The 24,785-nt window shown below is 74.6% G+C and carries 22 protein-coding genes, 2 pseudogenes and 1 riboswitch; of the genes and pseudogenes, 7 read left to right on the top strand and 17 right to left on the bottom strand.

Annotated features, from left to right (window positions below; genetic code table 11):
• Positions 1-23 precede the first annotated feature (23 nt).
• The 3 genes and pseudogenes from QQK22_RS09985 to QQK22_RS09970 form a co-directional block, all read right to left on the bottom strand.
• Positions 24-1,301, bottom strand: coding sequence for a sensor histidine kinase (locus QQK22_RS09985; protein WP_284250786.1), 1,278 nt, complete (start codon positions 1,299-1,301; stop codon positions 24-26).
• A gap of 106 nt (positions 1,302-1,407) precedes the next feature.
• Positions 1,408-2,165 (bottom strand): annotated as a pseudogene (locus tag QQK22_RS18780) (SOS response-associated peptidase).
• A 94-nt stretch (positions 2,166-2,259) separates the two neighbouring features.
• Positions 2,260-4,005 carry an L-aspartate oxidase gene (locus tag QQK22_RS09970; RefSeq protein ID WP_284250784.1) on the bottom strand — a complete coding sequence of 582 codons (1,746 nt, stop codon included), beginning with the start codon at positions 4,003-4,005 and terminating at the stop codon, positions 2,260-2,262.
• Between the two features lie 70 nt (positions 4,006-4,075).
• Between QQK22_RS09970 and QQK22_RS09965 the strand changes: the two are divergent.
• Positions 4,076-4,207: pseudogene (locus tag QQK22_RS09965) on the top strand (helix-turn-helix domain-containing protein); the annotation flags it as partial.
• A gap of 188 nt (positions 4,208-4,395) precedes the next feature.
• Positions 4,396-5,031, top strand: a complete 636-nt coding sequence (locus tag QQK22_RS09960) for a LysR family transcriptional regulator substrate-binding protein (RefSeq protein WP_284250783.1) — start codon at positions 4,396-4,398, stop codon at positions 5,029-5,031.
• Between the two features lie 18 nt (positions 5,032-5,049).
• Here QQK22_RS09960 and QQK22_RS09955 read toward each other — a convergent pair whose 3' ends face one another.
• Positions 5,050-5,469, bottom strand: a complete 420-nt coding sequence (locus QQK22_RS09955) for a DUF779 domain-containing protein (protein WP_284250782.1) — start codon at positions 5,467-5,469, stop codon at positions 5,050-5,052.
• 29 nt (positions 5,470-5,498) lie between these two features.
• A complete protein-coding gene (gene exaC, locus QQK22_RS09950; RefSeq protein WP_284250781.1) occupies positions 5,499-7,022 on the bottom strand; it encodes an acetaldehyde dehydrogenase ExaC in 1,524 nt (507 codons plus the stop codon).
• A 156-nt stretch (positions 7,023-7,178) separates the two neighbouring features.
• Between exaC and QQK22_RS09945 the strand changes: the two genes are divergently transcribed.
• Entirely contained in the window at positions 7,179-7,742 is a 564-nt protein-coding gene (locus QQK22_RS09945; protein ID WP_284250780.1) for a DUF6461 domain-containing protein, read from the top strand.
• Here the strand turns inward: QQK22_RS09945 and QQK22_RS09940 are convergent.
• The 10 genes from QQK22_RS09940 to QQK22_RS09895 form a co-directional block, all read right to left on the bottom strand.
• A complete protein-coding gene (locus QQK22_RS09940; protein WP_284250779.1) occupies positions 7,721-9,064 on the bottom strand; it encodes a helix-turn-helix domain-containing protein in 1,344 nt (447 codons plus the stop codon). The two genes, QQK22_RS09945 and QQK22_RS09940, sit on opposite strands and share 22 nt — an antisense overlap.
• 138 nt (positions 9,065-9,202) lie before the next feature.
• Positions 9,203-10,789 carry a DUF5979 domain-containing protein gene (locus QQK22_RS09935; RefSeq protein ID WP_284250778.1) on the bottom strand — a complete coding sequence of 529 codons (1,587 nt, stop codon included), beginning with the start codon at positions 10,787-10,789 and terminating at the stop codon, positions 9,203-9,205.
• 245 nt (positions 10,790-11,034) lie between these two features.
• A complete protein-coding gene (locus QQK22_RS09930; protein WP_284250776.1) occupies positions 11,035-12,258 on the bottom strand; it encodes a pyridoxal phosphate-dependent aminotransferase in 1,224 nt (407 codons plus the stop codon).
• A gap of 8 nt (positions 12,259-12,266) precedes the next feature.
• The gene (locus QQK22_RS09925) at positions 12,267-12,992 is read right to left on the bottom strand and encodes a CPBP family intramembrane glutamic endopeptidase (protein ID WP_284250774.1); all 726 of its coding nucleotides are present in this window, start codon (positions 12,990-12,992) and stop codon (positions 12,267-12,269) included.
• A 51-nt stretch (positions 12,993-13,043) separates the two neighbouring features.
• Entirely contained in the window at positions 13,044-13,601 is a 558-nt protein-coding gene (locus tag QQK22_RS09920) for a histidine phosphatase family protein (RefSeq protein WP_284250773.1), read from the bottom strand.
• The gene (locus QQK22_RS09915; protein WP_284250772.1) at positions 13,598-15,295 is read right to left on the bottom strand and encodes an ATP-binding cassette domain-containing protein; all 1,698 of its coding nucleotides are present in this window, start codon (positions 15,293-15,295) and stop codon (positions 13,598-13,600) included. Before QQK22_RS09915 ends, QQK22_RS09920 begins: the two co-directional genes overlap by 4 nt.
• A gap of 133 nt (positions 15,296-15,428) precedes the next feature.
• A complete protein-coding gene (locus tag QQK22_RS09910) occupies positions 15,429-16,364 on the bottom strand; it encodes an ABC transporter permease (protein ID WP_284250771.1) in 936 nt (311 codons plus the stop codon).
• Positions 16,361-16,558: a hypothetical protein gene (locus tag QQK22_RS09905; RefSeq protein WP_284250770.1), complete on the bottom strand. Its 198-nt coding sequence runs from the start codon at positions 16,556-16,558 to the stop codon at positions 16,361-16,363. Before QQK22_RS09905 ends, QQK22_RS09910 begins: the two co-directional genes overlap by 4 nt.
• Before the next feature lie 8 nt (positions 16,559-16,566).
• Positions 16,567-17,517 (bottom strand): ABC transporter substrate-binding protein, encoded by a 951-nt coding sequence (locus QQK22_RS09900; protein ID WP_284250769.1) that lies wholly within the window; start codon positions 17,515-17,517, stop codon positions 16,567-16,569.
• A gap of 60 nt (positions 17,518-17,577) precedes the next feature.
• Positions 17,578-18,411: a MurR/RpiR family transcriptional regulator gene (locus QQK22_RS09895; RefSeq protein WP_284250768.1), complete on the bottom strand. Its 834-nt coding sequence runs from the start codon at positions 18,409-18,411 to the stop codon at positions 17,578-17,580.
• Positions 18,412-18,522: 111 nt separating this feature from the next.
• Positions 18,523-18,631, top strand: a riboswitch (TPP riboswitch).
• A gap of 38 nt (positions 18,632-18,669) precedes the next feature.
• Between QQK22_RS09895 and QQK22_RS09890 the strand changes: the two genes are divergently transcribed.
• Genes QQK22_RS09890 through QQK22_RS09875 form a run of 4 tightly spaced genes read left to right on the top strand, consistent with a single transcriptional unit; the run spans position 18,670 to position 22,451 of the window.
• Entirely contained in the window at positions 18,670-19,335 is a 666-nt protein-coding gene (locus tag QQK22_RS09890) for a YkoF family thiamine/hydroxymethylpyrimidine-binding protein (RefSeq protein ID WP_284250767.1), read from the top strand.
• Positions 19,332-19,997 (top strand): ECF transporter S component, encoded by a 666-nt coding sequence (locus QQK22_RS09885; RefSeq protein WP_284250766.1) that lies wholly within the window; start codon positions 19,332-19,334, stop codon positions 19,995-19,997. The genes QQK22_RS09890 and QQK22_RS09885 overlap by 4 nt, the downstream gene beginning before the upstream one ends.
• Positions 19,987-21,669 carry an ATP-binding cassette domain-containing protein gene (locus QQK22_RS09880; RefSeq protein WP_284250765.1) on the top strand — a complete coding sequence of 561 codons (1,683 nt, stop codon included), beginning with the start codon at positions 19,987-19,989 and terminating at the stop codon, positions 21,667-21,669. Before QQK22_RS09885 ends, QQK22_RS09880 begins: the two co-directional genes overlap by 11 nt.
• On the top strand, positions 21,666-22,451 hold the full coding sequence (locus tag QQK22_RS09875) for an energy-coupling factor transporter transmembrane component T family protein (RefSeq protein WP_284250764.1): 786 nt from the start codon (positions 21,666-21,668) through the stop codon (positions 22,449-22,451). The genes QQK22_RS09880 and QQK22_RS09875 overlap by 4 nt, the downstream gene beginning before the upstream one ends.
• Positions 22,452-22,517: 66 nt before the next feature.
• On the opposite strand, the gene QQK22_RS09870 is transcribed toward QQK22_RS09875, so the two are convergent.
• The gene (locus tag QQK22_RS09870) at positions 22,518-23,669 is read right to left on the bottom strand and encodes an adenosine deaminase family protein (RefSeq protein WP_284250763.1); all 1,152 of its coding nucleotides are present in this window, start codon (positions 23,667-23,669) and stop codon (positions 22,518-22,520) included.
• The gene (locus QQK22_RS09865; protein WP_284250762.1) at positions 23,669-24,748 is read right to left on the bottom strand and encodes an extracellular solute-binding protein; all 1,080 of its coding nucleotides are present in this window, start codon (positions 24,746-24,748) and stop codon (positions 23,669-23,671) included. The genes QQK22_RS09870 and QQK22_RS09865 overlap by 1 nt, the downstream gene beginning before the upstream one ends.
• Between the last annotated feature and the right edge of the window lie 37 nt (positions 24,749-24,785).

Genomic DNA, 24,785 nt, shown 5'->3' with positions numbered 1-24,785 from the left:
CTGCGACGAGCGGTGGGGCCGTGTCAGCCCGGCCCGGACGCCAGCGGGAACGCGGCGTTCACACGGTAGCCGCCGCCGGGTCGCGGACCGGCGGTCAGCGTTCCGCCGAACAGGGCGACGCGCTCGCGCATGCCGACCAGGCCGTGGCCGGCGCCGTCGCCGCCGGACGCGCCCCGTCCGTCGTCGTCCACCTGCACGACGAGCCACCCGGGGTGGAAGGCGAGGTCGACGCGGACGTGCAGCCGGGGCAGGGGACCCGCGTGCTTCATGACGTTGGTCAGCGCCTCCTGGCAGATCCGGTAGACCGCGAGCCCCATCCCCGCGGGCAGCGGGGCGACGGCGCCCGTGCGCACGAGCTCGACCTCGAGCCCCGAGTCGCGCACGCTCGCGACGAGGGCGTCGATGTCCTCCGCACCGGGCTGCGGCGCGGTGGGTGAGGCGTCGTCGTCGCGCAGCACGCCGAGGATGCGGCGCATGTCGCGCAGCGCCCCGCGCCCCGTCGACCCGATCGTCTCCAGCACGCGTGCCGCGGCCTGCGGGTCCTGCGCGGCGACGTAGCGGCCGCCGTCGGCCTGCGCGACGACGATGGACAGGGAGTGCGCCACGACGTCGTGCATCTCCCGCGCGATGCGGGCCCGCTCGGCCGCGACGGCGATCGTCGCCTGCTGGTCGCGCTCGCGCTCGGCGCGCGCCGCGCGCTCGAGGAGGGACTGCCGCCGCTGCCGGGTGGACAGCCGCAGGAGCCCGAGCGCCCAGCTCACGACGGCGGGTGCCGCCACCCCGACGAACACGAACCCGACCTGGACGAGCGTGTCGAACCGCCCGCCGCCCGTGCCGACGGCGAGGGTCGAGGCGACCAGCAGGCTCCCCAGCAGCGCTGATCCGAGGCTCGTCAGCCGGGCCCACCGCGGCCCGTGCACGGTCGTGGAGTACACCGAGAGGTAGATCAGCACGTCCACGGGCAGCAGGCTCCCGCCGCCGGCGAAGTGCAGCAGCGCCAGGGCGTTGACGGCGACGGCGCTGGCCACCGGGAACGGACGCCGCACCGCCAGCGCGGCCGGCATCCCGATCGCGGCGAGCGTGCCGGTGATCATCGCGAGCGTCCCGTAGCCGGTGGCGACCACGGCGATGCTCGTTCCTCCGAGCAGCACCAGTCCGAGCGAGGCGAGGACGATGTCGACCAGGAGCCCGCGCCGCTCGAGCCAGCTCTCGACGCTCTCGGGGATGGTGGGCGCCAGGACCGCTTCGGGTCCGCGTCCGGGGGCGGGCGCCCCGGTCGCGGGGCCGTACGGGTTGGTCACCGCACGAGCCTAGGTCCGGGCGCCCGGCCGGCGCGTCCGCCCCCGGTCGTACCGCCGCACCGCCGCCTCCGACGGCGGGTGCACGCCACCCGACCGGTACGGCGGCTCAGACGGGTCGCAGCAGCTCGGGGTCGTCGTTGCGGACGGAACCGACCCGCGTGCCGATCTCGTGCCAGACCAGCTCCGGCGGGGCGGCGGCGAGCACGTCGAGGGCGTCCTCCGCTTCCGTCAGGGAGGGGTCGAGCCAGGCGTCGAGCGCCCCGGGCGGCAGGACGACGGGTTCCCTGTCGTGGATCGCCTCGAGGCCGTCGCGTGCCGCCCGGGTCAGGATCGTCGTCGACAGGACCCACCGCGCGGGGTCGTCCTCGGGCCGCTCGGGGTCGCGCCACCAGGAGTAGAGACCGGCGAACGCCAGCGACGGGCTCGCGCCGCCGGCCTCACCGCCCTTGCCGGGCGGACGGTGGATGAAGAAGGGGTCTTGCGCGGCTTGCCGCTGGGGCCCTCGTCCGTGCGCCACTCGTAGTAGCCGTCGGCGGGCACGACGCACCGGCGTGCCCGCAGCGACCGGGCGAAGGCGCGCTTGTCCGCCACCGTCTCGATCCGAGCGTTGAACATCGGCGCACCGCGACCGCGCAGGTCCGTGGCCCACGGCGGGACGAGCCCCCAGCGGGCGAGGTGCATCTCGCGGGTGACGTCGCCGTCGGACTCCTCGCGCGGCGCCCGGTCGAGCACGACCCGCACGCCGTCGGTCGGCGCGACGTTCCACGAGGCCTCGCGCGTCGCGGCCGCCTCCTGCACGACTGCGACGTCGAGCTCGCGCGCGAGGTCCTGCGCCTCGCGGAAGGCTGCGTAGCGTCCGCACATGGGAACAGCGTAGGGACCGACACCCACACCGGCACCCACACCGACACCGCCCCGGCATCGGCACCGCCCCGACCGCGCGGGTCCGGTGGCGCGCTCACTCCACGAGCTTGCCCGCGACGTCGTCGCTCGCCCCGGCCGCGGCCAGGTCGCGGAAGCTCGCCGGGGCCGGTGCCACCGGCTCGAACGCGAGAGGTGCGTCGGGCGTCCACAGAAAGCTCCCGCGCAGGTCCTCGTCGACGTCGGGGAAGTCGGCGCGGTTGTGGCACCCGCGCGTCTCGCGGCGCTCGATCGCGCTCTCGAGCGTCGCGCGCGCGGCCAGGAGCGAGCCCTTGAGGTCGAACGCGTGGGCGAGGTCGTCGAAGCCCGAGATGTCCGGGTGGGCGGTGACGTCGAGCTCGCGGTGCTCGAGCTCGGCCAGCTCCGCCAGGCCCTGGCGCAGCCCGTCCTCGGTTCGCACGACGCCGGCGTGCTGCGTCATCAGGTCGCGCACCGCGCGCTGCAGGCGGCGCGGCGTCTCGTGGCCGCGGTCGGTCAGCAGGCCCTGCACCTCCGCACGCGCCTGCGCGGTCGCGTCCCGGCTGCGCACGACGGCGTCGCGCGCCTGCACGTAGTCGGCCGCCGCGGCACCGGTGGTCCGGCCGTAGACGAGCAGCTCGATGAGCGAGTTGCCGCCGAGGCGGTTGGCGCCGTGGAGCCCGGAGGAGGCCTCGCCGATGGCGTAGAGCCCGTCGACGCCCGTGCCGTGGTCCTCCGGACGCACCCACACACCGCCCATCGAGTAGTGGGCCGTGGGTGCGACCTCGATCGGGTCCTGGGTGATGTCGAGCATCTGCAGGTCGATCATCGTGCGGTACAGGCGGGGCAGGCGCTCGAGGATCCGCTCGCGCGGGAGGTGGGAGACGTCCAGCAGCACGCCGCCCTTCGCCGTCCCGCGCCCCTCCGCGATCTCGGTGTAGTTCGCGAGCGCGACGCGGTCGCGCGTGGACAGCTCCATGCGCTCGGGGTCGTAGCGCTCCATGAAGCGCTCGCCCTCGGCGTTGCGGAGCACGCCGCCCTCGCCGCGGGCGGCCTCGGACACGAGGGTGCCCGCCGCGTCGTCGGGCTCCAGCAGGCCCGAGGGGTGGAACTGCACGAGCTCGGCGTCGCGCAGCCGGGCACCCGCGAGGGCCGCGAGGCGGAAGGAGTCCCCGGTGTTCTCGTCGCGCCGCGAGGAGGTGTAGCGCCAGATGCGGGTGTGACCGCCCGCGGCGAGGATGACGGCGTCGGCGCGGATCTGCACGGGTGCGCCGTCGACGACGTCGAAGCCGTAGACGCCGAAGACCGTCCCGTCGGCCACGAGGATGCGCGTGACGTAGACGGTGTCCAGCACGCGCACGTCCAGCTCGTTCGCCCGGCGCACCAGGGTGCGCTGGATCTCGAGACCGGTGTAGTCGCCGGCGAACGCGGTGCGGCGGTAGGTGTGGGCGCCGAAGAAACGCTGGCTGATGCGGCCGTCGTCCTCGCGGGCGAAGGGCATGCCCCAGCGCTCGAGCTCGGCGATCCCCTCGGCGGCGCCGCGCGCGACGTGCTCGACGATCGCGGGGTCGGCGAGGAAGTAGGACTCGCGCAGCGTGTCCGCGGCGTGCTGCTGCCAGGAGTCCTCCGGATCCATCGTGCCGAGCGCGGCGTTGATGCCGCCCGCGGCCAGCGTGGTGTGGGCGTCGTGCTTGCGCCGCTTCCCGACGGCGAGCACGTCGACCCCGCGCTGCGCGAGCTCGATCGAGGCCCGCAGGCCGGCACCGCCGGTGCCGATCACGAGGGCGGAGGTGGTCAGGAGGCGTTCGCTGCGGTGGGAGGCCATCACTTGACGCTAAGACGACCGCCGGCATGCGTCCAATGATTGTTCCGTCTGCCTGCTATACGCTGGGCGCATGACACTGTCGCTCGACCAGCTGCGCGGGTTCGACGCCGTCGCGCGCACCTCGAACGTCACCCGCGCCGCGGCGGAGCTGTACGTCACCCAGCCGACACTGAGTCGCCAGCTCGCCGCGCTCGAGGCGGAGGTCGGGGCCGACCTGCTCGAGCGCGGGCGCACGGGCGTGCGCCTGACCGCGGCGGGTGAGGCCCTCGTCCCGATCGCGCGCCGCATCCTGGCCGACGTCGCGGCGGCGCGCAGCGAGATGCGCGAGTTCGGCGACCTGACTCGCGGACGAGTCGTGCTCGGGGCGCCCCCACGCTGTGCGTCTCGGTCGTGGCCGATGCGCTCGGGGAGTTCTGCGCGGCGCATCCGGAGGTCGAGGTCGTCGTGCGCGAGGCGGGGTCGGGCGAGCTGCGCGAGGAGCTGGCCCAGGGTGGCCTCGACCTCGCTCTCACGGTCACGCGCGAGCGGACCCGGCTCGATCCGGCGCTGGAGTCGGCGCCGCTGTTCACCGAAGAGCTGGTCGTGGCGTCCTCCGTCGCGGTGCCCCCGGCCGCCCTGCGCGACGTCGACCCCGCGGCCGGGCTGACGCTGGCCGCGCTCGCCCGGGTCCCGCAGGTCGTCTTCAACCGCGGCTACGACCTCCGGCGTGCCACCGACGCCGCCTATGAGGCCGCCGGCCTGAGCCCGCGCGTCGCCGTCGAGGGCGCGGAGATGGACGCCGTGCTGCGCTTCGTCGAGCGGGGGATCGGCGTCGCCGTCGTGCCGACCACGATCCTGCTGGGCCGCCCGGGCCTGCGCGGCACGACGCTGCGGCGGCCGTCGCTGACCCGCACGGTCGAGCTGACCCGCCGCGCGGGCGTGCGTCCCTCACGCGCGTCGGCCGAGCTCGAGCGGGTGCTGCGCGACGTCGTCGCTCGCCTCCTGCACGCCGGGCGCGGGGCTGGTCGGCACCTGCGCCCGGCGTGAGGTCCGCCTGGCCGGGGGTCAGCGCCGCTCGGCCTCGCGGAGGGCGGCGTCCTCGTCGTCGGTGAAGACGCGCGAGCGGATGAGGAACCGCACGCCGTCGGGCGCCTCGAGTGAGAACCCGGCGCCCCGACCGGGGACGACGTCGATCGTCAGGTGGGTGTGCCGCCAGTACTCGAACTGGTTGCGGCTCATCCACACGGGTACGCGGAAGGTGTCGATCCGCAGGTCACCGAGGTGCACGTCGGCGTCCCCGGTGAGGAACTCCCCGTCCGGGTAGCACATGGGCGAGGATCCGTCGCAGCACCCGCCCGACTGGTGGAACATCAGCTCCCCGTGCCGCGAGCGCAGGTCGCGCAGCGTGGCGGCCGCCGCCTCGGTGACGGCGACGCGTTCGACCGCTGCGGTACCGGGCTCGTCCACGACCGTTCCCTCGTCCATGACGCCCTCCTCCAGGCCCCGTCGCCGGCCTAGAAGAACCCGAGCTTGGAGGCCGAGTAGCTCACGAGCAGGTTCTTCGTCTGCTGGTAGTGGTCGAGCATCATCAGGTGGTTCTCGCGCCCGACGCCCGAACCCTTGTACCCGCCGAACGCCGCCGCGGCGGGGTAGGCGTGGTAGTTGTTCGTCCACACCCGGCCGGCCTGGATCGCGCGCCCGGCGCGGAAGGCGGTGTTCGCCTCGCGCGACCACACGCCCGCCCCGAGGCCGTAGAGCGTGTCGTTGGCGATGCTGATGGCCTCGTCGTAGCCGCTGAAGCGCGTGACGGCGACGACCGGTCCGAAGATCTCCTCCTGGAAGACCCGCATCGAGTTCGTGCCCTCGAACACGGTCGGCGTGACGTAGTAGCCGCCCTCGAGCTCGCCGCCGAGCTCGGCCCGCTCGCCGCCGGTGAGGATCGTGGCGCCCTCCTGCGTGCCGATGTCCATGTAGCTGAGGATCTTCTCGAGCTGGTCGTTGCTGGCCTGCGCACCGATCATGGTGTCGGTGTCGAGCGGGTTGCCCTGCTTCACCGCGCGCGTGCGCTCGAGCGCGTCACCGAGGAAGTCGTCGTAGATCTCCGAGGCGATCAGGGCGCGCGAGGGGCAGGTGCAGACCTCGCCCTGGTTCAGGGCGAACATGGTGAAGCCCTCGAGCGCCTTGTCGTAGAAGTCGTCCCGCTCGCGCGCGACGTCGGCGAAGAAGATGTTCGGGCTCTTGCCGCCGAGCTCGAGCGTGACCGGGATGATGTTCTGCGCCGCGTACTGCATGATCAGCCGGCCGGTGGTCGTCTCGCCCGTGAACGCGATCTTGCGGATCCGCGGGCTCGAGGCGAGCGGCTTGCCCGCCTCCACGCCGAACCCGTTGACGACGTTCACCACACCCGGCGGGATCAGGTCGCCTATGAGCTCCATCAGGTACAGGATCGATGCGGGCGTCTGCTCCGCCGGCTTGATCACGACGGCGTTGCCCGCCGCCAGCGCGGGCGCGAGCTTCCACACGGCCATGAGGATGGGGAAGTTCCACGGGATGATCTGGCCGACCACGCCGAGCGGCTCGTGGAAGTGGTAGGCGACCGTGTCCTCGTCGATCTGGCTGATCGAGCCCTCCTGCGCGCGGATCGCGCCGGCGAAGTAGCGGAAGTGGTCGATCGCGAGCGGGATGTCCGCGGCCAGCGTCTCGCGCACCGGCTTGCCGTTCTCCCACGCCTCCGCGACGGCGATCTCCTCCAGGTGCTCCTCCATCCGGTCGGCGATCCTGTTGAGGATGATCGCGCGCTCGGTGACGCTGGTACGCCCCCACGCGGGTGCCGCCCGGTGCGCCGCGTCGAGCGCGGCGTCGATGTCGGCCGCGTCCCCGCGTGCGACCTCGGTGAACGTCCGCCCGTTCACGGGGGAGGGGTTCTCGAAGTAGCGCCCGTTCACCGGGGCGACGAACTCGCCGCCGATCCAGTGCTCGTAGCGGCTGCGGTAGGTGACGAGGCTGCCCTCGGTGCTGGGTGCTGCGTAGACGGTCATGTCCACCTCCGTTGCTGCGGGCGGGGTGCCGCCCGGGGCGGCGTCGTTGCCGCTGCGGCGAGCGTAGGAGCGCACGGGTTGCAAGAACGTTGCACGCGGACCCACCCGTCGCGGGCGCCCGTGCACCACGATGGAGCTCCGACCGAGGGGGAGACGATGAGCACCGAGCTGCCGACCTGGATCACCGCGACCGAGCTGGCCGACGCCGCCACGATCACCGTCGTGCGCGACGGCGACCTCACCCGCGTCGCCGAGGCGTTCGGCGCCCACGGCGAGCCGTTCGCGGCATCCGACCCGTCCGTGTGGGAGCTGGTCGACGACGGCGTGCCGCTGCCCTGGGGCGTCGTGGCCGCTCTGGAGGGCGGTGTCGTCGTGATCGAGCCGAACGGGTGGGTCGGCAGCACCCCGGAGGTGCTGGCGAGCGCGTCGGTGGGTGGGCTCGCCGTCGCCGTCTACTGGAACGTGAACATGCTGACCGAGATCGCGATCGTCGAGGACGGTGTCGCCCTGGGCGGGATCAGCGACATGCAGGTGCACACCGGGGCGCGGTTCGACGAGGTGGTCCGGGACGTCCGCCCGGTCCCGTCGGACCCGGACCCGATCGACGCCGTCGCCTGGGGTCTGGAGGCGCAGGCCGCCCTCGCCCGGCCGGTGGTCGACGGCGCGCTGTGGTCCCGCCTGGCCGACCTGTCGACCGCCTACCGGTTCCGCGAGGTCTGACCGGCTGGTGCGGCGACCGACGCCAGTCGCTCCGCCGCGCGCAGCGCCGCCGTCGAACGCGGGTCCGCGACGCGGGCGAGCCGGTCCCAGGCCCACCAGTCCTCCGCACCCGACTCGCTCGCGACCCACCGGGTGATCACGCCCGGGTCGCGGGACGCGTGGACGGCCGCGCGCATCTCCGACTCGAGGTCCTCGCGCACCCGGACGACGCCGGGGGCGTCCGAGCGGGGGAGCACGGGGCCCGGGTAGCTGGCCAGGGCGCGCGGCAGATCGCCGACGCGCAGTGCGGAGCGCACGACGTCGACGTCGGTGCGCACGCCGTCGCGGACCCGGTACGGCCGGGACTGCGAGACGACGTCGCCCGCGATCCGGCGCAGCCGGGAGACCTCCGCGCGCACGGCCACGGTCGAGAGCTCGTCCCCGGAGAGGTGGACCGCGAGCTCCTCGGCACCGAGACCGCCGCGGTGCTCGGCCAGCAGCAGGAGGATCTCGGCGTGGCGGCCCGTGAGGGCGGCGGGCGACCCGTCGCCGGTGCGCAGCAGGCCGCGGCCGCCCAGGACCTGCAGCTGCGGAGGGCCGTCGGGCCCCTCCGGTGGTGCCACGACGTCCGGCGCTCCGACCGTGCCACGGCGCCGTCCCGCCGAGCCGACCAGCACGGCCTCGACCGCCGCCACGGCCGACCGGACGAGCGACCGGGCCATGCCGGAGCCGACGGCGGCACCCCCGGTGATGTCGAGGACTCCCAGCACGGATCCGTCCGGTCCGTGCACGGGCGCGGCCGCGCAGTTCAGAGATTGCACCGGGCGCGACCAGTGCTCAGCGCCGAGCACCTGCACCGGGCGGCCGGTGGCGAGAGCCGTCCCCGGGGCGTTCGTCCCCGCGACGTCCTCGCGCCACAGCGCACCCTCGACGAAACCCACGCGCTCGACGGCGGCGCGCACCGTGCGGTTGCCGTCGATCCAGAGCAGGCGCCCCTCGGCGTCCACGAGCGCAGCGATCCACCCGGCGTCGGGTTCCAGGACGATGCTGCGCACGAGCGGGACGGCGATCGCGAGCGGGTGGTCGCGGCGCAGCGAGCGCAGGTCGACGGCCGAGATGTCGACGGGCGGCGCCGGGTGGTCCGGGTCGACGCCGATGCGCGCGCTGCGGCGCCAGGACTGGGCGACGACGTCCCGCACGCCCCCGCCGATCTCGCCGCGGGTGAGGAAGCGCTCGTGGGCGCGGACCATGGGCGGTGGTGTCGCGGAGGCGGCCATCGCCCTCACCTCGACCTCGTCGTCGTTCGCCGGTGTGTGGGTGACATCGTACGTGACCTGGGTCACGTCGACGGTGACGGTGACCGAGGTCGTGACGCCCGGGCGGGCCCGATCCGACTCGGCACCGGGCCCGCCCCTGTCACGCGCCCGAGGGCGCCTCTCGTCCTGCGCCGCCTCAGCCGCCGCGCGCCTCAGCCGCGCGCCTCAGTCGGCGTGCGTCGCGCCGGGCGCGACTCGTCGCCGGAGCCGCACCAGCAGCAGCCCACCCGCGACGAGTGCTCCCGCCGCGGCGAGGGCGTGGGGTGCACCGACAGCCCCCGTCCGGGCGAGCTCGGCGGGCCGCGGGGACGCGCGATGCTCGGGCGTGCTGACCGTGACGGACGGTGGGCCCGGTGCGGCGCTCGGGGTCGGCACGGCCGGGGGAGCGACGGCGGGCGTCGGTCCCGGCGGCGGTGGCTGCGTCTCCGTCACGGGCACGCCCGGGGTCTGCGGTGTCGGGGGCGTCTCGGGTGTCGGCGGCGTGAGCGTGACGGGATTCGTGACGTCGACGCGCACCACCTCGGACGCGCCGATCGTGAGCGTGGTCGTCGACAGCTCGGGCGTGCCCCACGTGACGCCGTCGACCGCCGGCGGTGCCTGCTCGGCCAGCGTCAGCTCGGCACCCACGGGGAGCCACTCCGACGTCACCACGGTCCCGTCGGCGGGGAGTACGAGCGTCCCCGACCCCGCGGGCCAGGTCTCGCCGGCGGGGTAGGTGTAGTCGAGCTGGAACGTGGTGTCGGACGGGACGGCGCCCGCACCCGTGCCGTCGGGGACCTTCGCCGCGGCGAACATCCCGACGCGGTCGCCGCGCCCCGTGCCGCTGCCGCCCTGCCGACGCACCTCGCGGCTGACGCTCTCGGGCGACTGTCCCGCGATCGTGACGGTCGCCGTGTTGCCGTAGCTGTCGGAGGCGCCGCCGTCGGTCACCCGCGAGCGCGCACCGATGTTGTAGAACCAGCCCTCCTCGGCCGTGAACTCGATCAGGAGACCGGCGTCGGTGAGGGTCAGCGTCGTGCCGACGCGGTCGTCGACCTCCTGCCACGGTCCCAACGACCCGTCCGGCTGCAGCGTCGCGCCCCGCACGACCACCTCGGGGCTGCCGTCGTCTCGCGTCACCACGGTCTGGTTCGGCCCGAGCTGCTCGAGCACGGACACGGAGTCGCCGCCCCGCATCCCCTCGATCGGTGCGCGGACGGTGATGTCCCACCAGATGGTGCCGTCCCGGGGCTCCCACGTGCCGAACTTGTCGTTCCCCAGACCGCTGAACGCGGTGCCGGGGAGGACCGTGACGGTCGCGTCCTGGTCGTCGAAGGTGAACGTCGTGGAGGTCGCCTCGCTCACGCGGGTCTCGACGCGCGCCCAGAACGCGACCGTCCCGGTGATGTTGCGCGGGTGCTCGGCGAGGTAGGTGGGGTCGAGGTCGCACACCACCTCCTGGTTCGTCACGTCGCACGAGCCCATCGGCTCGCCGGCCGGGTCCAGCACGTCGAACGCGTCGGGCAGCCCCGTGAGGTCCGGCGGCAGGGGGAGCGTGAACCCGGCGGGTGAGGTCGGGTCGTCGGGGAGGGACCAGCTCGCACGGATCTCCGCGAGCGTGCCGGTCGTCACCTCCTGGGACGTGAACGCGACGTCGCTCACGCTCGCCTCGGTCGCGTACGGGGGTGCCGCCGCGGCCGTGCCGGTCACCGCCGCGCCGAGCGACGCCGTCATCGCCGCCGTCAGCGCGAGCCCCGCGCCGGTCCGTGCCACTCGGGCGCTCCTGCGCCCACCTCCCCGGTCCGGTCGCCCCTCGCCCGCTCGCTCGTCCTGATCGCTGGACGGCGTGCGTCCGCGCACCTCTCGCATGTTGCCCCCTTGATGATCCGGGCGGATCGCGCCCGTGGATCGCGCCGTGACCGCCGCGGTGGCGGTGCGCGATGCGACCCGACCGTAGCCCGGAGAGCGACTTGGTGGGGGCACGGCATCACTGCCTGTGGAGGACCGCACGATCGTTGCTAGCGCAGCGTGCGCAGCCGCCTCAAGGCCTCCTCAAGAGTGCTCCGGTCCTTGCTGAACGTGAACCTCAGCAGCGGAGCGACGGCGGACGCGGTCGGCGAGCCCGCCCGGCAGAACGCCGACACCGGAATGGACGCCACGCCCACCGCCGCCGGGAGCGCACGGGCGAGCGCTGCGCCGTCGGGCAGGTCCGGCGTGAGGAGCGCGGACGCGTCCGCGCACACGAAGTACGTCCCCTCCGGGCGGACCGCGGCCAGCCCGGCGTCCTCGAGCCCCGCCACGAGGAGGTCGCGCCGCTGCGCGAGCGAGTCCCGGAGCGCGGCGACGTCCGCGTCGCCGCGCTCCAGCGCCCGCGCGATCGCGGGCTGGAACGGTGCGCCGCCGGAATAGGTGAGGAACTGCTTCACGGCGAGCACCGCCTCCACGAGGTGCGCCGGACCCGTCGCCCACCCGATCTTCCACCCCGTGAGCGAGAACGTCTTGCCCGCCGACGAGATCGTGATCGTTCGCTCCGCCATGCCCGGGAGCGTCGCGATCGGGACGTGCGCGGCGTCGTCGTAGACCAGGTGCTCGTACACCTCGTCCGTCACCACGACGGCGTCGGCTCGCACCGCCGCGGCGGCGAGCGCCTCCAGCTCCGCGCGCGTCAGCACCGCCCCGGTCGGGTTGTGCGGGCTGTTGAGCAGGATCACCCGCGTGCGCGGCGAGACCGCGTTCGCCAGGGCGGTGACGTCCAGCCGGAAGCCCTCCGGCCCGCGCACCAGCGGCACCGTGGTGTGCGTGGCACCGGCGAGCGCGACGGCGGCCGCGTGGGAGTCGTAGAACGGCTCGAGCGTGAGCACCTCGTCACCGGGACCGGCGAGCGCCAGCACCGCCGCCGTGAGAGCCTCCGTGGCGCCGGCGGTCACGAGGACCTCGGTCGCGGGGTCGAGCGACATCCCGTGGTGGCGCGCCTGGTGGTCGGCGACGGCCCGCCGCAGCTCCGGCACCCCGCGCCCGGGTGGGTACTGGTTGACCCCGCCGCGGATCGCCTCGACGGCGGCCTCGCGCACCCAGGCGGGACCGTCCGCGTCGGGGAACCCCTGACCCAGGTTGATCGCGCCGGTGCGCGCCGCCAGCGCGGTCATCTCGGCGAAGATGGTCGGCCTCGTGGTGCCGTCGGCGTCCAGCAGACCGGCCGCCGCGGCCACCGCGCGCCAGCGCTCGACGCGCGGCTCGCTCACCTCGGCTCTCACCCCAGCACCAGCGGGAGCAGCAGCACCATGCCGCTCGACCAGACCACGTGGGTGATGATCGGGCCGAGCACACCGCCGGTGACCCGCCGCTGCATCCCCGTCACCGCGCCGATGACCACGGCGGCCAGCACCAGCAGCGGCACCCCGGACCCGACGGTCGAGGCCGCGTACAGGACGGTCGTGACGAGCACGGCGCGCCGCGGCGGCATCGAGGAGAACAGCGCGCCGCGGAAGAAGATCTCCTCGGCGACCCCGTTCAGCACCGTGATCGCCAGCACCAGCCAGATCACCCCGAACCGCGCGTGGTCCAGCAGCTCGATGACGGGTGCCCGCAGGAACGGGACCTGGGCGACGACCAGGGCACCCAGCAGGAACACGCCCAGCAGGAGACCGGCGAGCACGAGCGACTGCACGACGGCCCGGCCGTCCGTGCGGCCCGCCCGCGTCACCGAGTGCCCCAGGTGGAGCGGACCGGACGCGACGGCGCCACCCGCCCACACGAGGGCCAGCACCGCCGTCGTGAGGTAGAACGCGGGGTCCCCCGGCTCGATCCGCAGCGCGAGGAAGAGCGTGACCGCACCGACCACGAGCGTGACGACGACGGCGATCCGGCGGCGGCGCAGCGCCGCCGGTCCGGGCTTGGGCCGGACGGGGGTGCCGGGGTCGGGGGAGATGAGCGCCGCCGTCAGGAAGCGCCGGACCTCCGCGATCGGGCCTGCCACGTCGCCTCCTGGATCTCCGGTCGGCGGACCGTCCCGGCCGCCGTGACCAGCCTAGGCGCGTGCGTTGAACGTGCGGAGCCTGGCGCCCGTCGTCGCGACGTCGATCGCGGTCAGGCTCGGCGCGGCGACCGGTTCGACACGGTCCGCGGCGAGGCCGAGGTAGCGGGCGAGGACCGCGCGGATCGTCCCGCCGTGCGTCACGACGAGGACGGGACCCGGCTTGCACGCCGCGTCGGCGACGGCGGCCCGGACCCGCCGCGTGACGGTCGCGGCGTCCTCCCCGCCCGGGGGGAGCAGCCGGCCGGCGCGCCAGGCGAGGTAGTCGGGGCCGAGCTCCGAGGTGAGTCGGCCCTCCCACGCCCCGAGCCCCGACTCCATCCAGCGCTCGTCGATCTCCGGGGACACGTCGCTCAGCAGCGCCGCCGTCGACAGCGTGCGCGCGAGCGGTGAGCTGAGCACGGACGCCGGCGCCCATCGGTCGACGATCGGCCGCAGCGCCGCCGCCTGCTCGCGGCCGGCGTCGGACAGGTCGACGTCGGTGCGTCCCTGCAGCCGGCGCTCCTGGGTCCAGGGCGTGGCGGCGTGGCGCACGAGCAGCAGCGTGGTCACGACGCCACCGCGGTCTCGACCCGGCCGTCGGCGCCGAACACCGCCGTCGGGCGAGCGGGTGGACGCAGGGCGGTGGCGGTGCCGGCGGTGACGGGGTGGTCGGTCACGACGGTGGCGCGACGCGGCGCGTCGCTCCCACCGTTCGCGGGGCCGGTCCCCGCCAGTCCCGTGACGAGCCAGCGCCCGGCCACGGGGGTGGACTCGAGCACCTCGAACGGCAGCGGTCCGGCCGGGTCGATCAGCACGTCCTCGGGTCGGTACATCTCCTGGCGGCCGCCGGCCGCGGGGATCAGGACCTGCGGCGGCGTTCCGAGGAAGGAGGCGACGAACGCCGTCGCGGGTGTGGTGAGCAGCTCGGTCGGTGTACCGAACTGCTCCAGGAGCCCGTCCTTCATGACCGCGATGTGCGTCGCCATCGCGAGCGCCTCGGTCTGGTCGTGCGTGACGTAGACGCTGGTCGCCCCGGTCGCGCGGTGCACCCGCACCAGCTCGGCCCGCATGTCCGTGCGGAGGCGGGCGTCGAGGTTGGAGAGCGGCTCGTCGAACAGCAGCACTCCGGGCCGCGGGGCCACGGTGCGCGCGATCGCGACGCGCTGCTGCTGCCCGCCCGAGATCTCGGTCGGATAGCGGTCGGCGAGCGCCTCGATCTCGAGCATCTCCAGGACCTCCGCCACACGCGCGGTGCGGTCCGCCGCAGACCATCCCGCCACGCGCAAGGGCCAGTCGATGTTGCTGCGCACGCTCATGTGGGGCCAGAGCGCGTAGCTCTGGAAGACCATCCCGAGGCCGCGGTCCTTGGCGGGCACGACCTCGCCGCGCTCGCCGTCGGCGACCACCGTGTCCCCGAACAGCACGCGGCCGGACGTCGGCTGCTCGAGGCCGGCGAGGATGCGCAGCGTGGTGCTCTTGCCGCAGCCGGAGGGGCCGAGCAGGACGACGAACGCGCCGTCGGGCAGGTCGAGGTCGACATCGGCCAGCGCGGCGTGTGCGCCGAAGCGCTTGCCGAGACCGTCGAGGATGAGGCGGGTCATGCGGGGTCTCCGCTCTGTCGGGCGCCCTGGAGGCGGCGGGCGAGGAGGGTGGCCGCCACCGAGACGGCGGCGATGACGAGGGTGATGGCGTTGGCGTGCTGGGTGAAGCCCTCGCTGGCGTAGCGGAAGGTCATCACCGACAGCAGGGGTGGCGGGCGTGACCAGCAGCACCACGAGTGAGAGGTCGCGCACCATGGTCACGAAGACCAGGACGCCGCCGCCGACGACGCCGCGCGAGGCGAGCGGCAGCACGATCCGCCCGAGGCGGCGCGGGCCGCTCGCACCGGTGAGGACCGCCGCCTCCTCGAGGTCGCCCGAGACCTGCCCGAGGGCGGCCCGGGAGGTCTGGAACGCGAAGGGCACGCTGGCGGCCACACCGGCCACCACGAGGATCGCGAACGTCCCGTACAGCGAGGGCAGGGGACCGATCGGCGCACCGAACTGCGCGATGAACGCGGCACCGAAGGCCACGCCGGGGATGAGGAACGGCACGTAGCTGAGGAAGCTGATGCTCGCGACCGTCACGCGTGCCCGCGGCAGCCGTCGCAGCACCTGGGCGCCGAGCACGCCCAGGAGCGTCGCCCCGAGAGCGACCGACAGTCCCAGCGCGACGGTGCCGCCGAGTGCGGTGAGGACCTGCGGGTCGCGAGCGATCCCGCGCACCCCTGCGCGATCGCCGGGTCGGAGGCGCCCGTCCAGAAGTGCCAGGTGAATCCGCCGTCGAACCTGTTCGTGCGGCGCAGCACCGTGCTGACCGCCAGCACGATCCCCGGCAGCACGGCCGTGGCCAGGATGATCAACCCGGCGATCCCCGCCAGCGGCCAGCGCCAGCGGCCGGTCGCCATCGTGTGAGGGCGGGTGGACCTGCCGGTGATGGTCGCGAAGCTGCGGCCCGCCGTCGCGCGCGTCCCGAGGAACAGGACGGCGGCGGCGATGACCACGAGGAGGATCGACAGCACGTAGCCGCGCTGCGCGTCCCCGTGGAGATGGCTCCGTAGAGCCGGGTGCTGAGGGTCTGGAACCGCACCGGAAGCCCGAGGAGCGCCGGGACGGCGAAGTTGCTCACGCCCTCGGCGAAGGCCAGCAGGAAGCCGGAGACGGCGGCCGGTGCGACCGCCGGCAGCGCGATTCGCACGGCCACGCGCGCCCGGCTCGCACCGGTCAGCTCCGCGGCGGCGAGCATGTCGCCACCGACGTTCGCGAGCGCCGCGGCGATGACGACGAAGGAGAGCGAGAAGTAGTGCGCGACGAGCGTGAGGATCACCGGGAGGGCGCCCCACGAGAGCGCGTCCGGCACCGGGAGCCCGAGCGAGGTGAGCAGACCCGGGGCGCCGCCGATGCGGTCGTTGCGGAACACGCTCTCCCACGCCAGCGCGATGGCGAAGCTCGGGAGCGCGAACGGGACCGCGGCCAGTACGCCGAGCACGCGCCGCCCCGGGACGTCGCTCAGCACCACGACCCAGGCCAGGAACCCACCGACGATCGTCGAGAGCACACCCGTGCCGAGCCCGACCACCAGCGAGTTGCGCAGCGGGGTCCAGAACAGGTTCTGCGACAGCGGGCTCGCGACGACGTCGGTCCACGCGCCGTCGCCCTCGGCCCCCAGCGTCGCCCGCACGAGTCCCGCGAGCGGGAGCGCCACGAGCACCACCAGGACGGCGACGACGGCGAGCGCGAGCCAGCGGATCGGGCGGCGGGCGTCCTGCAGGCTGCGGCGGACCAGGGGCGTCACTGGATCGTGAGCAGGAAGTCGGAGACCTGACGACGGCGCTCGGCCGAGGCGGCGGGGTCGATGCTCCAGGCACCCAGCTCCTCCAGGCCCACGGCCTCCGCCGGGGCGACGACGTCGTCGCGCACGGGGTAGTCGCCCGCGACGTAGAACGGCTCGAACCCCGCGCCGCCGGTCTCGGTGTCGTCGCCCATCATGAAGTCGATCAGGAGGCGCGCCGCGGCGGGTTCTCCGCCCCGGCGGTCACGCCGAGCATCGCGGGGAAGGTGATGCCGGGGGAGGGCGTCACGCCCGCCGCCACCTGCAGGGCCCACCCCTCGTCGTCGTTGTCGCGGCGGTCGGAGTAGGAGGTGAAGCCGACCGGCGGCTCGCTCTGCCCGGTCGCGCCGACGGCGGCGTTGACCGTGTCGGTGTCGTCCACCAGCACCGCGTCGTTGGCGTAGAGATCGGCGGCGAACTGCAGGCCCGCGTCCTCCACACCCTCGTCCAGCTCGATCTCGCGCCCGAAGTGGTCCTCGTAGGCCTGCGCCATCTCCTCGGACCGCAGCGACATCTCGGTGATGAGGTCGAGGTAGTCCCCGCGCACGTTCGGGTCCACGAGCACGACCTTCCCGGACCACGCGGGCTCGGTGAGCTCCCACAGGTTCGACACCGGGGCGCCGCCCGGGTGCGCCTCCTCGTTGTACATGAGGACCTTCGTGGAGAGGCGGTTGGCGACGAGCGGTGCGGAGTGCTCGGGCGCGAGCGCGTCGGCGACGCGGCCGGGCACGTAGGGCAGCAGCACGTCGTCCGCGAGGAGCTCGGTCACCACCACGGGCGCGTCGGAGACGTAGGCGACGTCGGCGGTCGCGCTGCCGGCGCGGTGCTCGCTCGCGAGACGTGTGATGAGCTCGGTCGAGGAGATGTCGGTGGCCACGACGTCGATGCCCGGGTAGGCCGCCTCGAAGGACTCCTCGATCGTGGCGATGCGGCTCGTGAAGGCGTAGACCGACACGGTGCCCTCCGCCTCCGCGAGCTCGACGAGCTCCTCGTGGCTCAGGGACTCCCAGTCGGGCTCGTCCGCGGGAGCGGACTCGGCGCCCGAGCACGCGGCCAGGACGAGGGAGAGGCCGAGCGCGGTGGTGAGCGGACGCGTCGAGGAGGCGTGACGAGGCATGGCGGTACCTGCTTCCGGGAGGTGGGACGAAGGGGTGGGTGAGTGCCGGGGGCGTAGGGGTCAGGCGTCGAGCTGGTCCAGGAGGTGACCGAGCCGGTCGAGGTGGTGGAGGGCGCCGTCGTCCGCGCGGCGCGCCACGGTGAGCACGAGGGCGTTCGCGACAGCCATGGGGACGGTGAGGGAGAGGAAGTCGTCGGCGCCGCCGCGGGGCGCCGCCACGATCTGGTCGGGCCGGGGCGCCGTCCAGACGACGGTGTCGGTCACGAGCGCGGTGCTCGCCCCCGCCGCGGTCGCGACCGACAGGAGCGGTCCGAGTGCGGCCGGGGCCCGGCGGAACGCGAAGGCCAGCAGGAGGTCCGCGCCGGCGAGACGGGAGAGCCGCTCGGCCAGGTCGCGGCGCGAACCCGTGAGCCGCACGGTGCGCAGCCCGAACCGGTCGAGCCGCCGGGCCAGGAGCTCGACGAGCACGGTGGCGTTGCCCTGTCCGAACAGGAGCACCTCGCGCGCGGCGAGCACGCGGTCGGCGAGCTCGTCCAGGTCGGCCTGCGTGACGTGACGGCGCAGCGCCTCGAGCGCGGCCACCTCGTCGGAGACGAACGACGCGAGCACGTCGTCCTCGGGGTGGCGCTCGAGCCGGCCGCGCAGCCGCTGCGACGGTCCGTCGCCCGCGAGGTAGTCCTCCCGCAGGGCGTCGCGCAGCTGCGGGTAGCCGTCGAAGCCGAGGCGCTGCGCGAGCCGCGTGGCGGAGGACTGGTGCAGGCCGAGCGGCCCGGTGAGCTCCTGCGCCAGCCAGAACGACGCGCGGTCGGGCTGGTTCTGGAGCGCCGCGACCAGGCGGCGGTCGGTCGCCGTGAGGGTCGAGCCGTGGCTCGCGGCGAGCTGGGTGATGAGCACGATCGCGACGCTAGGCGCACGCGGACTTGCCGTGGCTGCAAGCCGTGCACGTTCACGTGCTGTTCGATCAAGGTTCACCGCGGGCGGCCCCGGCGCCCACCGACTAGGGTCGGGACCGAGCACGGGAGTCCAGTGAGCTGGGCTGAGAGGGAGTTCTCCAACTCCGACCGTCGAACCTGATCCGGATCATGCCGGCGCAGGAAGCTACGCGTGACGACCGCCGTCCGCGCCCGTGCCGCGAGCCCGAGAGGCTGCCGCATGATGCTCACCCCCACCGATCTCACCGATGCCACCGAGGTCACCGACCCCACGAGCGACCCGCTCACCTTCGGCGTCGGGGTCCGCGTGACCGCCGCCGTCATGGCCGACGACTACGCCGCCGTCCTCACCCGCGCCCTGGCCGGTCTCGACACCGCCGGACTCGCGGTCGAGACCGGTGACGTCTCCACCTACGCGGGCGGGTCCGAGTCCGACCTGCTGCGGTGGCTGACCGACCTCGCGCAGGCGCTCGCGGCGACGGAGCGCCACGTCGCGCTCACCGTCCACCTCTCGCGCGGCTGCCCGGGCGAGGTGGTGTGCGACCTGCCGGGTGGCGCCGGACCACGCGGGGGTGAGGTGCCGACGTCGCGCACCACCGGTCGGTGGGCCGCGGCCGAGTGGGCGCTCTACCCGCTGGCCGACCAGGCCGTCACGGGTGGCGAGCCGGACCACATGCGGGACATCTACGCGGCGATCGACCACGCCCGTGAGCTCGGCACCTTCCGCGTCTCGGAGCACTTCGTCACCCGGCTGGAGGGCGACGTCGGGGATGTGCTGGCCACCGCCGTCGCCGGCTGGGTGCTGGTGGGCCGCGGTGTGCAGCACGTGACCTCCCACCTCACGCTGTCGCTGAACAGCCCGAGCCACGTCGGGCGCGCACGATGAGCGCGACCACCACCACCACCACCGCTCGCTCCGGGCGCGGCCTCGCGCTCAAGGAGATCGTGCTCGTCGTGGTGCTCGGGGTCGTCTTCGGCTTCCTGTACTGGGTGTTCGTGCAGGCGTGGATCGGGCTGCAGGTCGCGATGGGTCCCGCGGGGGACCTGGCGCAGCACCTCCTCCTCGGCTCGTGGCTGCTGGTCGCACCGATCGCGATCACGATCATCCGGCGGCCGGGCGTGGGCGTCCTGGCCGAGGTGCTCGCCTCGGTCATCGAGGTCGTCTTCCTGGGCAGCGCGGTGGGCCCGCTGCTGATCGTCGCGGCACTGCTGCAGGGGATCGGCAGCGAGCTCCCGTTCGCGCTGGGGCGCTACCGCCACTTCGGCTGGGGCCGGTTCGCGCTCTCGGGGCTGCTCGGCGCGAGCCTCGTCTTCGTCTGGTCGGCCTTCCGCTTCGGCTGGTACGGGCAGGACATCCTCGCGCTGCGGTTCGGCCTGCAGGCCGTCTCGGGCGTGCTCCTGGGCGGCCTGCTCGCGAAGGTGATCGTCGACGCGCTGCTGCGCACCGGTGTCCTGGCCAACTTCGCGATCGGGGCGGTCGACGGTGGGGGCGACCGCGAGGACGACGGCGGGCGCGCGGGAGCGGCACCGGTGCGGCGTGAGCGCTGACGCCGTCGTGCGCCCGGTCGTGCACGCGGTCGGCCTCGAGGTCGTGCTGCCGGGTGGCGACGGCGTGGGTCCCCTCACCGCCGACGTCGCCCCCGGCGAGCACGTCCTCGTGCTCGGACCCTCCGGCTCCGGCAAGACGACCCTCCTGCGCACGCTCGCCGGCGCGGTGCCGCAGCACGTGCGGGCCCACGTGACCGGCACGCTGCGCGTGGGGGGCGGCGAGGGTGGCAGGGGCGGCTCCGTGTTCCCGGTCGACCCCGTGAGCGACGGCGTCGCGGCGACCTCGGCGCACGTGGGGACGGTCGCGCAGGACCCGGTCACCGGCGTCTGCCTGACGCTGGTGGCCGACGAGGTCGCGCTGCCGCTCGAGAACCGCGCCGTCCCGCCCGAGCGGATCGGCCCTGCGGTGGAGGGTGCGCTCGTCGTCGCCGGCGCGGCCCACCTGCGCGAACGCGCCAGCGGTGAGCTCTCCGGCGGCGAGCTGCAGCGCGTGGCGCTCGCGGCCGCCACCGTCGCGCGGCCGCGGGTGCTCCTGCTGGACGAGCCGACGTCGATGCTGGACGCGCCGGGCGTGGCGGCGGTGCGCGACGCCGTCGCCCGCGTGGGTGACGACGTCGCCGTGGTGCTCGTGGAGCACCGCCTCGACGAGTGGGCCGGACAGGCGGGGAGCGCGGGGCTGCCGCCGCGCACGATCGCCCTGGCGCGCTCGGGCCGGGTGCTCGCCGACGGCCCGACGGCGGACGTGCTCGCGCGCCACGGTCGCGCGCTGCTGCGCCAGGGGTGCTGGCTGCCGCTGGACGCCGAGCTCGAGGCGCTCCTCGGGCTCGGCGGCGGGCTCGCGTCCGACGACGTGCGGCGCGCCCTGCTGGCGCTCGCGCGCGAGGCCGCGGCGGCGCCGTCGGGACTGCCGGCGGGGTCGAGAACGCGCGAGGTCGTGCTGCGCACGCGCGGCCTCGCCGTGCGGGCGGGCGGTCGTGAGGTGCTGCGCGACGTCGACCTCGACCTGCGCGCCGGTGCGCTGACGGCGATCGTGGGAGCCAACGGTGCGGGCAAGTCCACGCTGCTGGCGGCACTCGCGGGCCTGGAGGCCCCGGCCGCGGGCACGGTGGAGGGGCCGCGTGCGGGCCTGGTGTTCCAGGACCCGGAGCACCAGCTCGTCGCCGCCACGGTGACCGGCGAGATCGCGTTCGGTGCGGTCGCCCCCGGGCGGGTGGCGGAGCTGCTCGACGCGTTCGACCTGCGGGACTGGGCGGATCGGAGCCCCTACACGCTCTCGGGCGGGCAGAAGCGGCGGCTCAGCCTCGCGGCGATGCTCGCGCACGAGCGCCCCGTGCTGCTCGCGGACGAACCCGGGTTCGGCCTCGACCGCGCCGCGACCCGGGCCGCGATGGCCGCGCTGCGTGAGGCGGCCGACGGCGGGCTCGCCGTCGCCCTGACGAGCCACGACCTGCGCGCCGTGGCCGCGTGGGCCGACCGCGTCGTCGTGGTCGCGGGCGGTGGCGTCGCGGCCGACCTGACCCCGGAGGCGTTCCTGCGCGATGCGACGGCGCTCGCCGCCGCGGGGATGAGCGTGCCCGCGCTGCTGGGGTTCCTCGTGGAGCACGACGTGCCCGTGCGCGGCGCGCTCGCCGTGCTCGAGCGGCTCGCGGACGACGTCGCGGTGGCCGCGTGAGCAGGTCCGCGCCCTGGCTCGTGCGCCGCAACCCGAGCGTGCTGCTCGCGCTGGTGCTCGCGCTCTCGGTGCTGACGCTCCTCCTGACGGAGCCGCTCCCGCTCGTGGCGCTGTACGGCGCGCTCGCCGTCGGCGCGTGCGTCGGTGCGCGGCTGCACCCGTGGCGGTTCGCGCGCGCCCAGGTCCCGTTCCTGCTGTTCGGGACGGGGCTGGTGGTGGTGAACGCGCTCGCGCGGCCGGGCGAGCCGCTCTGGCCGGACGCGCCGGTGCGGGTGACGGCGGAGGGGCTGAGCATCGGCGTGGTGCTCGCGCTCCGGGCGCTCGTCATCGGGGTGGGGGCGGTGGCGTTCGCGACGAGCGCCGAGCCGCGCCGACTCGTGGTCAGCCTCGTGCAACACGCGCGGCTCAGCCCGCGCATCGCGTACGCGCTGCTGGCGGGTCACCGCCTGCTCGGGGAGCTGCCGCGGCAGTGGCGCACGATCACGCGCGCGCACGCCGTGCGGCTGCCGGTGAGCGAGCGCCGACGGGGACGGGCGAGTCGCGAACCGCGGCTGGGCGTCCGTGCCCTCGCGCGGTGCGCCTTCACGCTGCTCGTGGTCTCGATCCGGTCCTCGGAGCGGACCGCGTTCGCGCTGGAGTCGCGCGGTCTCGGCCCGGGCCCGCGGACCGTGTGGCGCCCCGTCGCGCTGGGGTGGCCCGACGGCGCGCTGGTGGCGGGGGTGGCGCTGCTCGCGTGGCTCGCGCTCCTGGCGCCGCGCGCCGCGGGCGCGCTCCCGGCCTGAGCACGGCCGACGGGACCGGTCGACGGCGATGCGCGCCGTCGACCGGCCCCGTCCGGTGGCGCCGCGTCAGGCGGTCGACGACGGCGCGGCACCGCCCGTGCGGAACGCCGCCACCTCGGCCGCGAACGCCTCGTGCGCCGCCGCCTTCCTCTCCGCCGGCAGCCAGGACGCGTCGATGCTCGCCACCGCCATGTCCGCGAGCTGCTCGCGGCTCGCACCGATCCGTTCGTGCGCGATGCCGTACTCGGCGGCCAGCGACGTCGGGAACATCCCGGGGTCGTCCGAGCACGGGATCACGTTCAGACCGGCCTCGAGCATCGCCTGGATCGAGGCGCGCCGCCACGGCCGCCAGGACCGGCGCGACGTCGTCGAGGCCACCGTGAACGCCACCTGCTGCTCGCGCATCCGCTCCACCACGGCGTCGTCCTCGAGGACGTAGTAGCCGTGGTCGATGCGGTCGCAGCCCAGGAGGTCGAGGCACGTGATCGTGTTGACGGCGGTCGGCGCGTGCTCGGAGGAGTGCGCCGTGCGCCCGAGTCCGGCCTCGCCCGCGAGGCGGTAGGCGTCCGCGAAGCGCTCCGGCGGGCCGGCGGTCTCGAGGTTGTCGAGCCCGATCCCGGCGACGACGTCGTGCGGGTTGTCCACGACGCGCCGCACCACCTCGAGCGCCTCCGCGCCGCTCCGGCTGCGGTCGATGCCCTGGATCATCAGCCCGGTCATGCCGAAGTCGCGCTCGGCCAGGCGGATGCCCTCGGCGTACGCCTCGATCGCGCCGCGGTAGCCCAGGTGCTCCAGGTGCGGCGGCAGCGCGTCGAAGAACAGCTCCAGGTGGCGGGTGCCGCTCGTGCGGTGGGCGTCCTCGAACGCCTCGTAGGTGATGCGGGTGAGGTCGTCGGCGTCGCGCAGGACCTCCACCACCCAGGCCGAGACCTGGAACAGGGAGTAGGAGACGGCCGGCTCGTCCGCCGAGCGCCCCTGCGGCACCGGGATCCGGGTGCCCTCGTAGAGCGAGGGGTCCGGCGGCAGGGAGTTGATGTCGGCGAAGATGCGCTCCGGGGTGTCCGGGAGCTCGAGCTTCTCGCGCCGCGCGAGCTGCGCGAAGGTCGAGGCCCGCACCGTGCCGATGAGGTGGCAGTGCAGGTCGGCCTTCGGCAGCCGGCGCAGCTCGTCGGGGTGGACGGCGGGGGAGGTGGTCGTGCTGGACAGGAGCGACGTCATCAGCGCGAGGACACCTCGCGAGCGAAGCGGTCGAGCCACGCGGCGCGGTTCGGCGTCGTCTCGGCCGGGTCGAGCGTCGCGTAACCGGCCGCGATCGGGTCGGCCGCGATGTCGCCGACGACGTCGGTGAGCTCCGCCGGGACCTCCGCGGCCAGGTTGACCGGCAGGTCGCCGACCAGGTCGGCCGAGGCGGTCTGCGCCTCGACGCTCAGGAGGTAGTCGATGAAGGCGTGCGCACCCTCGGAGTTCGGCGCACCGACCGGGACCATCGCGCGGTTCGTGGCCATGTAGCGACCCTCCGCGGGCGCCGTCCAGGCGACGGGCTCGCCGGAGGCGACCAGCGTCGTCGCGAACCCGTTGAGGGAGTCGGCGGCGACGATCTCGCCCTGCGTCAGCAGGTTCGTGACCTCGGTCGAGGAGGAGTAGAACTGCAGGATCCCGGGCGCCCAGGATCCGATGACCTCGTAGGCCGTGTCGATGTCGTAGGGGCCGTCGCCGTAGCTGTCGGCGACGCCCGAGACCGCGAGCTGGCCGGCGGTCACGGAGAAGTCGGGGAACGCGAGGCGGCCGGCGAGCGCGGGGTCGGCGAAGAGCTCCCAGTCCGCGGCCTGCTCGGCGGTGACCTCGTCGGTGTTGTAGAGGATCCCGTTGAGCTGGTAGCTGTACGCCGGACCGTCGAAGCCCTCCTCGACGGCGAAGTCGGCGATCTCGCCCAGGTTCGGGACCTCGGCCTCACCGAAGGACTCGAACAGCTCCTTCTCCTGGCCGGAGGCGGCGAACGCGTCGGAGATGAGCATGACGTCGACGCCGGAACGGTCGCCCGCGAGCTCGAGCTGGCTGAGGCGGTCGGCGTTCGAGCCGGTCTCGATCTCGACCTCGATGCCGGTGGCCTCGGTGAAGGGGTCGACGACCGCCTCCTGGAACTGCTCGACGCCGAACGGGAAGGTGCTGACGACGATGGAGTCGCCGCTGCCGCCGTCACCGGATCCGGCGTCGCCGCCGGAGCAGGCGGCGAGCAGGGCGGTGGCGGCGAGCACCGCGGCGGCGGCGGTGAGCTGGCGGGGGGCGGGGCGGGTCATGGCGGGGCCTTCCGGAGCGGGTGCGGGCTGAGATGCG

The sequence above is a fragment of the Litorihabitans aurantiacus genome, assembly GCF_030161595.1.
Classification (GTDB): Bacteria; Actinomycetota; Actinomycetes; order Actinomycetales; family Beutenbergiaceae; genus Litorihabitans; species Litorihabitans aurantiacus.
This window is presented reverse-complemented; position numbering and strand designations above follow the sequence as displayed.

Excerpts from the sequence above, each read along its gene's own strand:
- QQK22_RS09970 (WP_284250784.1), bottom strand. The coding sequence starts at position 4,005 with ATGGCCTCCCACCGCAGCGAACGCCTCCTGACCACCTCCGCCCTCGTG.
- QQK22_RS09955 (WP_284250782.1), bottom strand. The coding sequence starts at position 5,469 with ATGGACGAGGGAACGGTCGTGGACGAGCCCGGTACCGCAGCGGTCGAA.
- exaC (WP_284250781.1), bottom strand. The coding sequence starts at position 7,022 with ATGACCGTCTACGCAGCACCCAGCACCGAGGGCAGCCTCGTCACCTAC.
- QQK22_RS09945 (WP_284250780.1), top strand. The coding sequence starts at position 7,179 with ATGAGCACCGAGCTGCCGACCTGGATCACCGCGACCGAGCTGGCCGAC.
- QQK22_RS09905 (WP_284250770.1), bottom strand. The coding sequence starts at position 16,558 with ATGATGGGCGACGACACCGAGACCGGCGGCGCGGGGTTCGAGCCGTTC.
- QQK22_RS09900 (WP_284250769.1), bottom strand. The coding sequence starts at position 17,517 with ATGCCTCGTCACGCCTCCTCGACGCGTCCGCTCACCACCGCGCTCGGC.
- QQK22_RS09890 (WP_284250767.1), top strand. The coding sequence starts at position 18,670 with ATGATGCTCACCCCCACCGATCTCACCGATGCCACCGAGGTCACCGAC.
- QQK22_RS09885 (WP_284250766.1), top strand. The coding sequence starts at position 19,332 with ATGAGCGCGACCACCACCACCACCACCGCTCGCTCCGGGCGCGGCCTC.
- QQK22_RS09870 (WP_284250763.1), bottom strand. The coding sequence starts at position 23,669 with ATGACGTCGCTCCTGTCCAGCACGACCACCTCCCCCGCCGTCCACCCC.
- QQK22_RS09865 (WP_284250762.1), bottom strand. The coding sequence starts at position 24,748 with ATGACCCGCCCCGCCCCCCGCCAGCTCACCGCCGCCGCCGCGGTGCTC.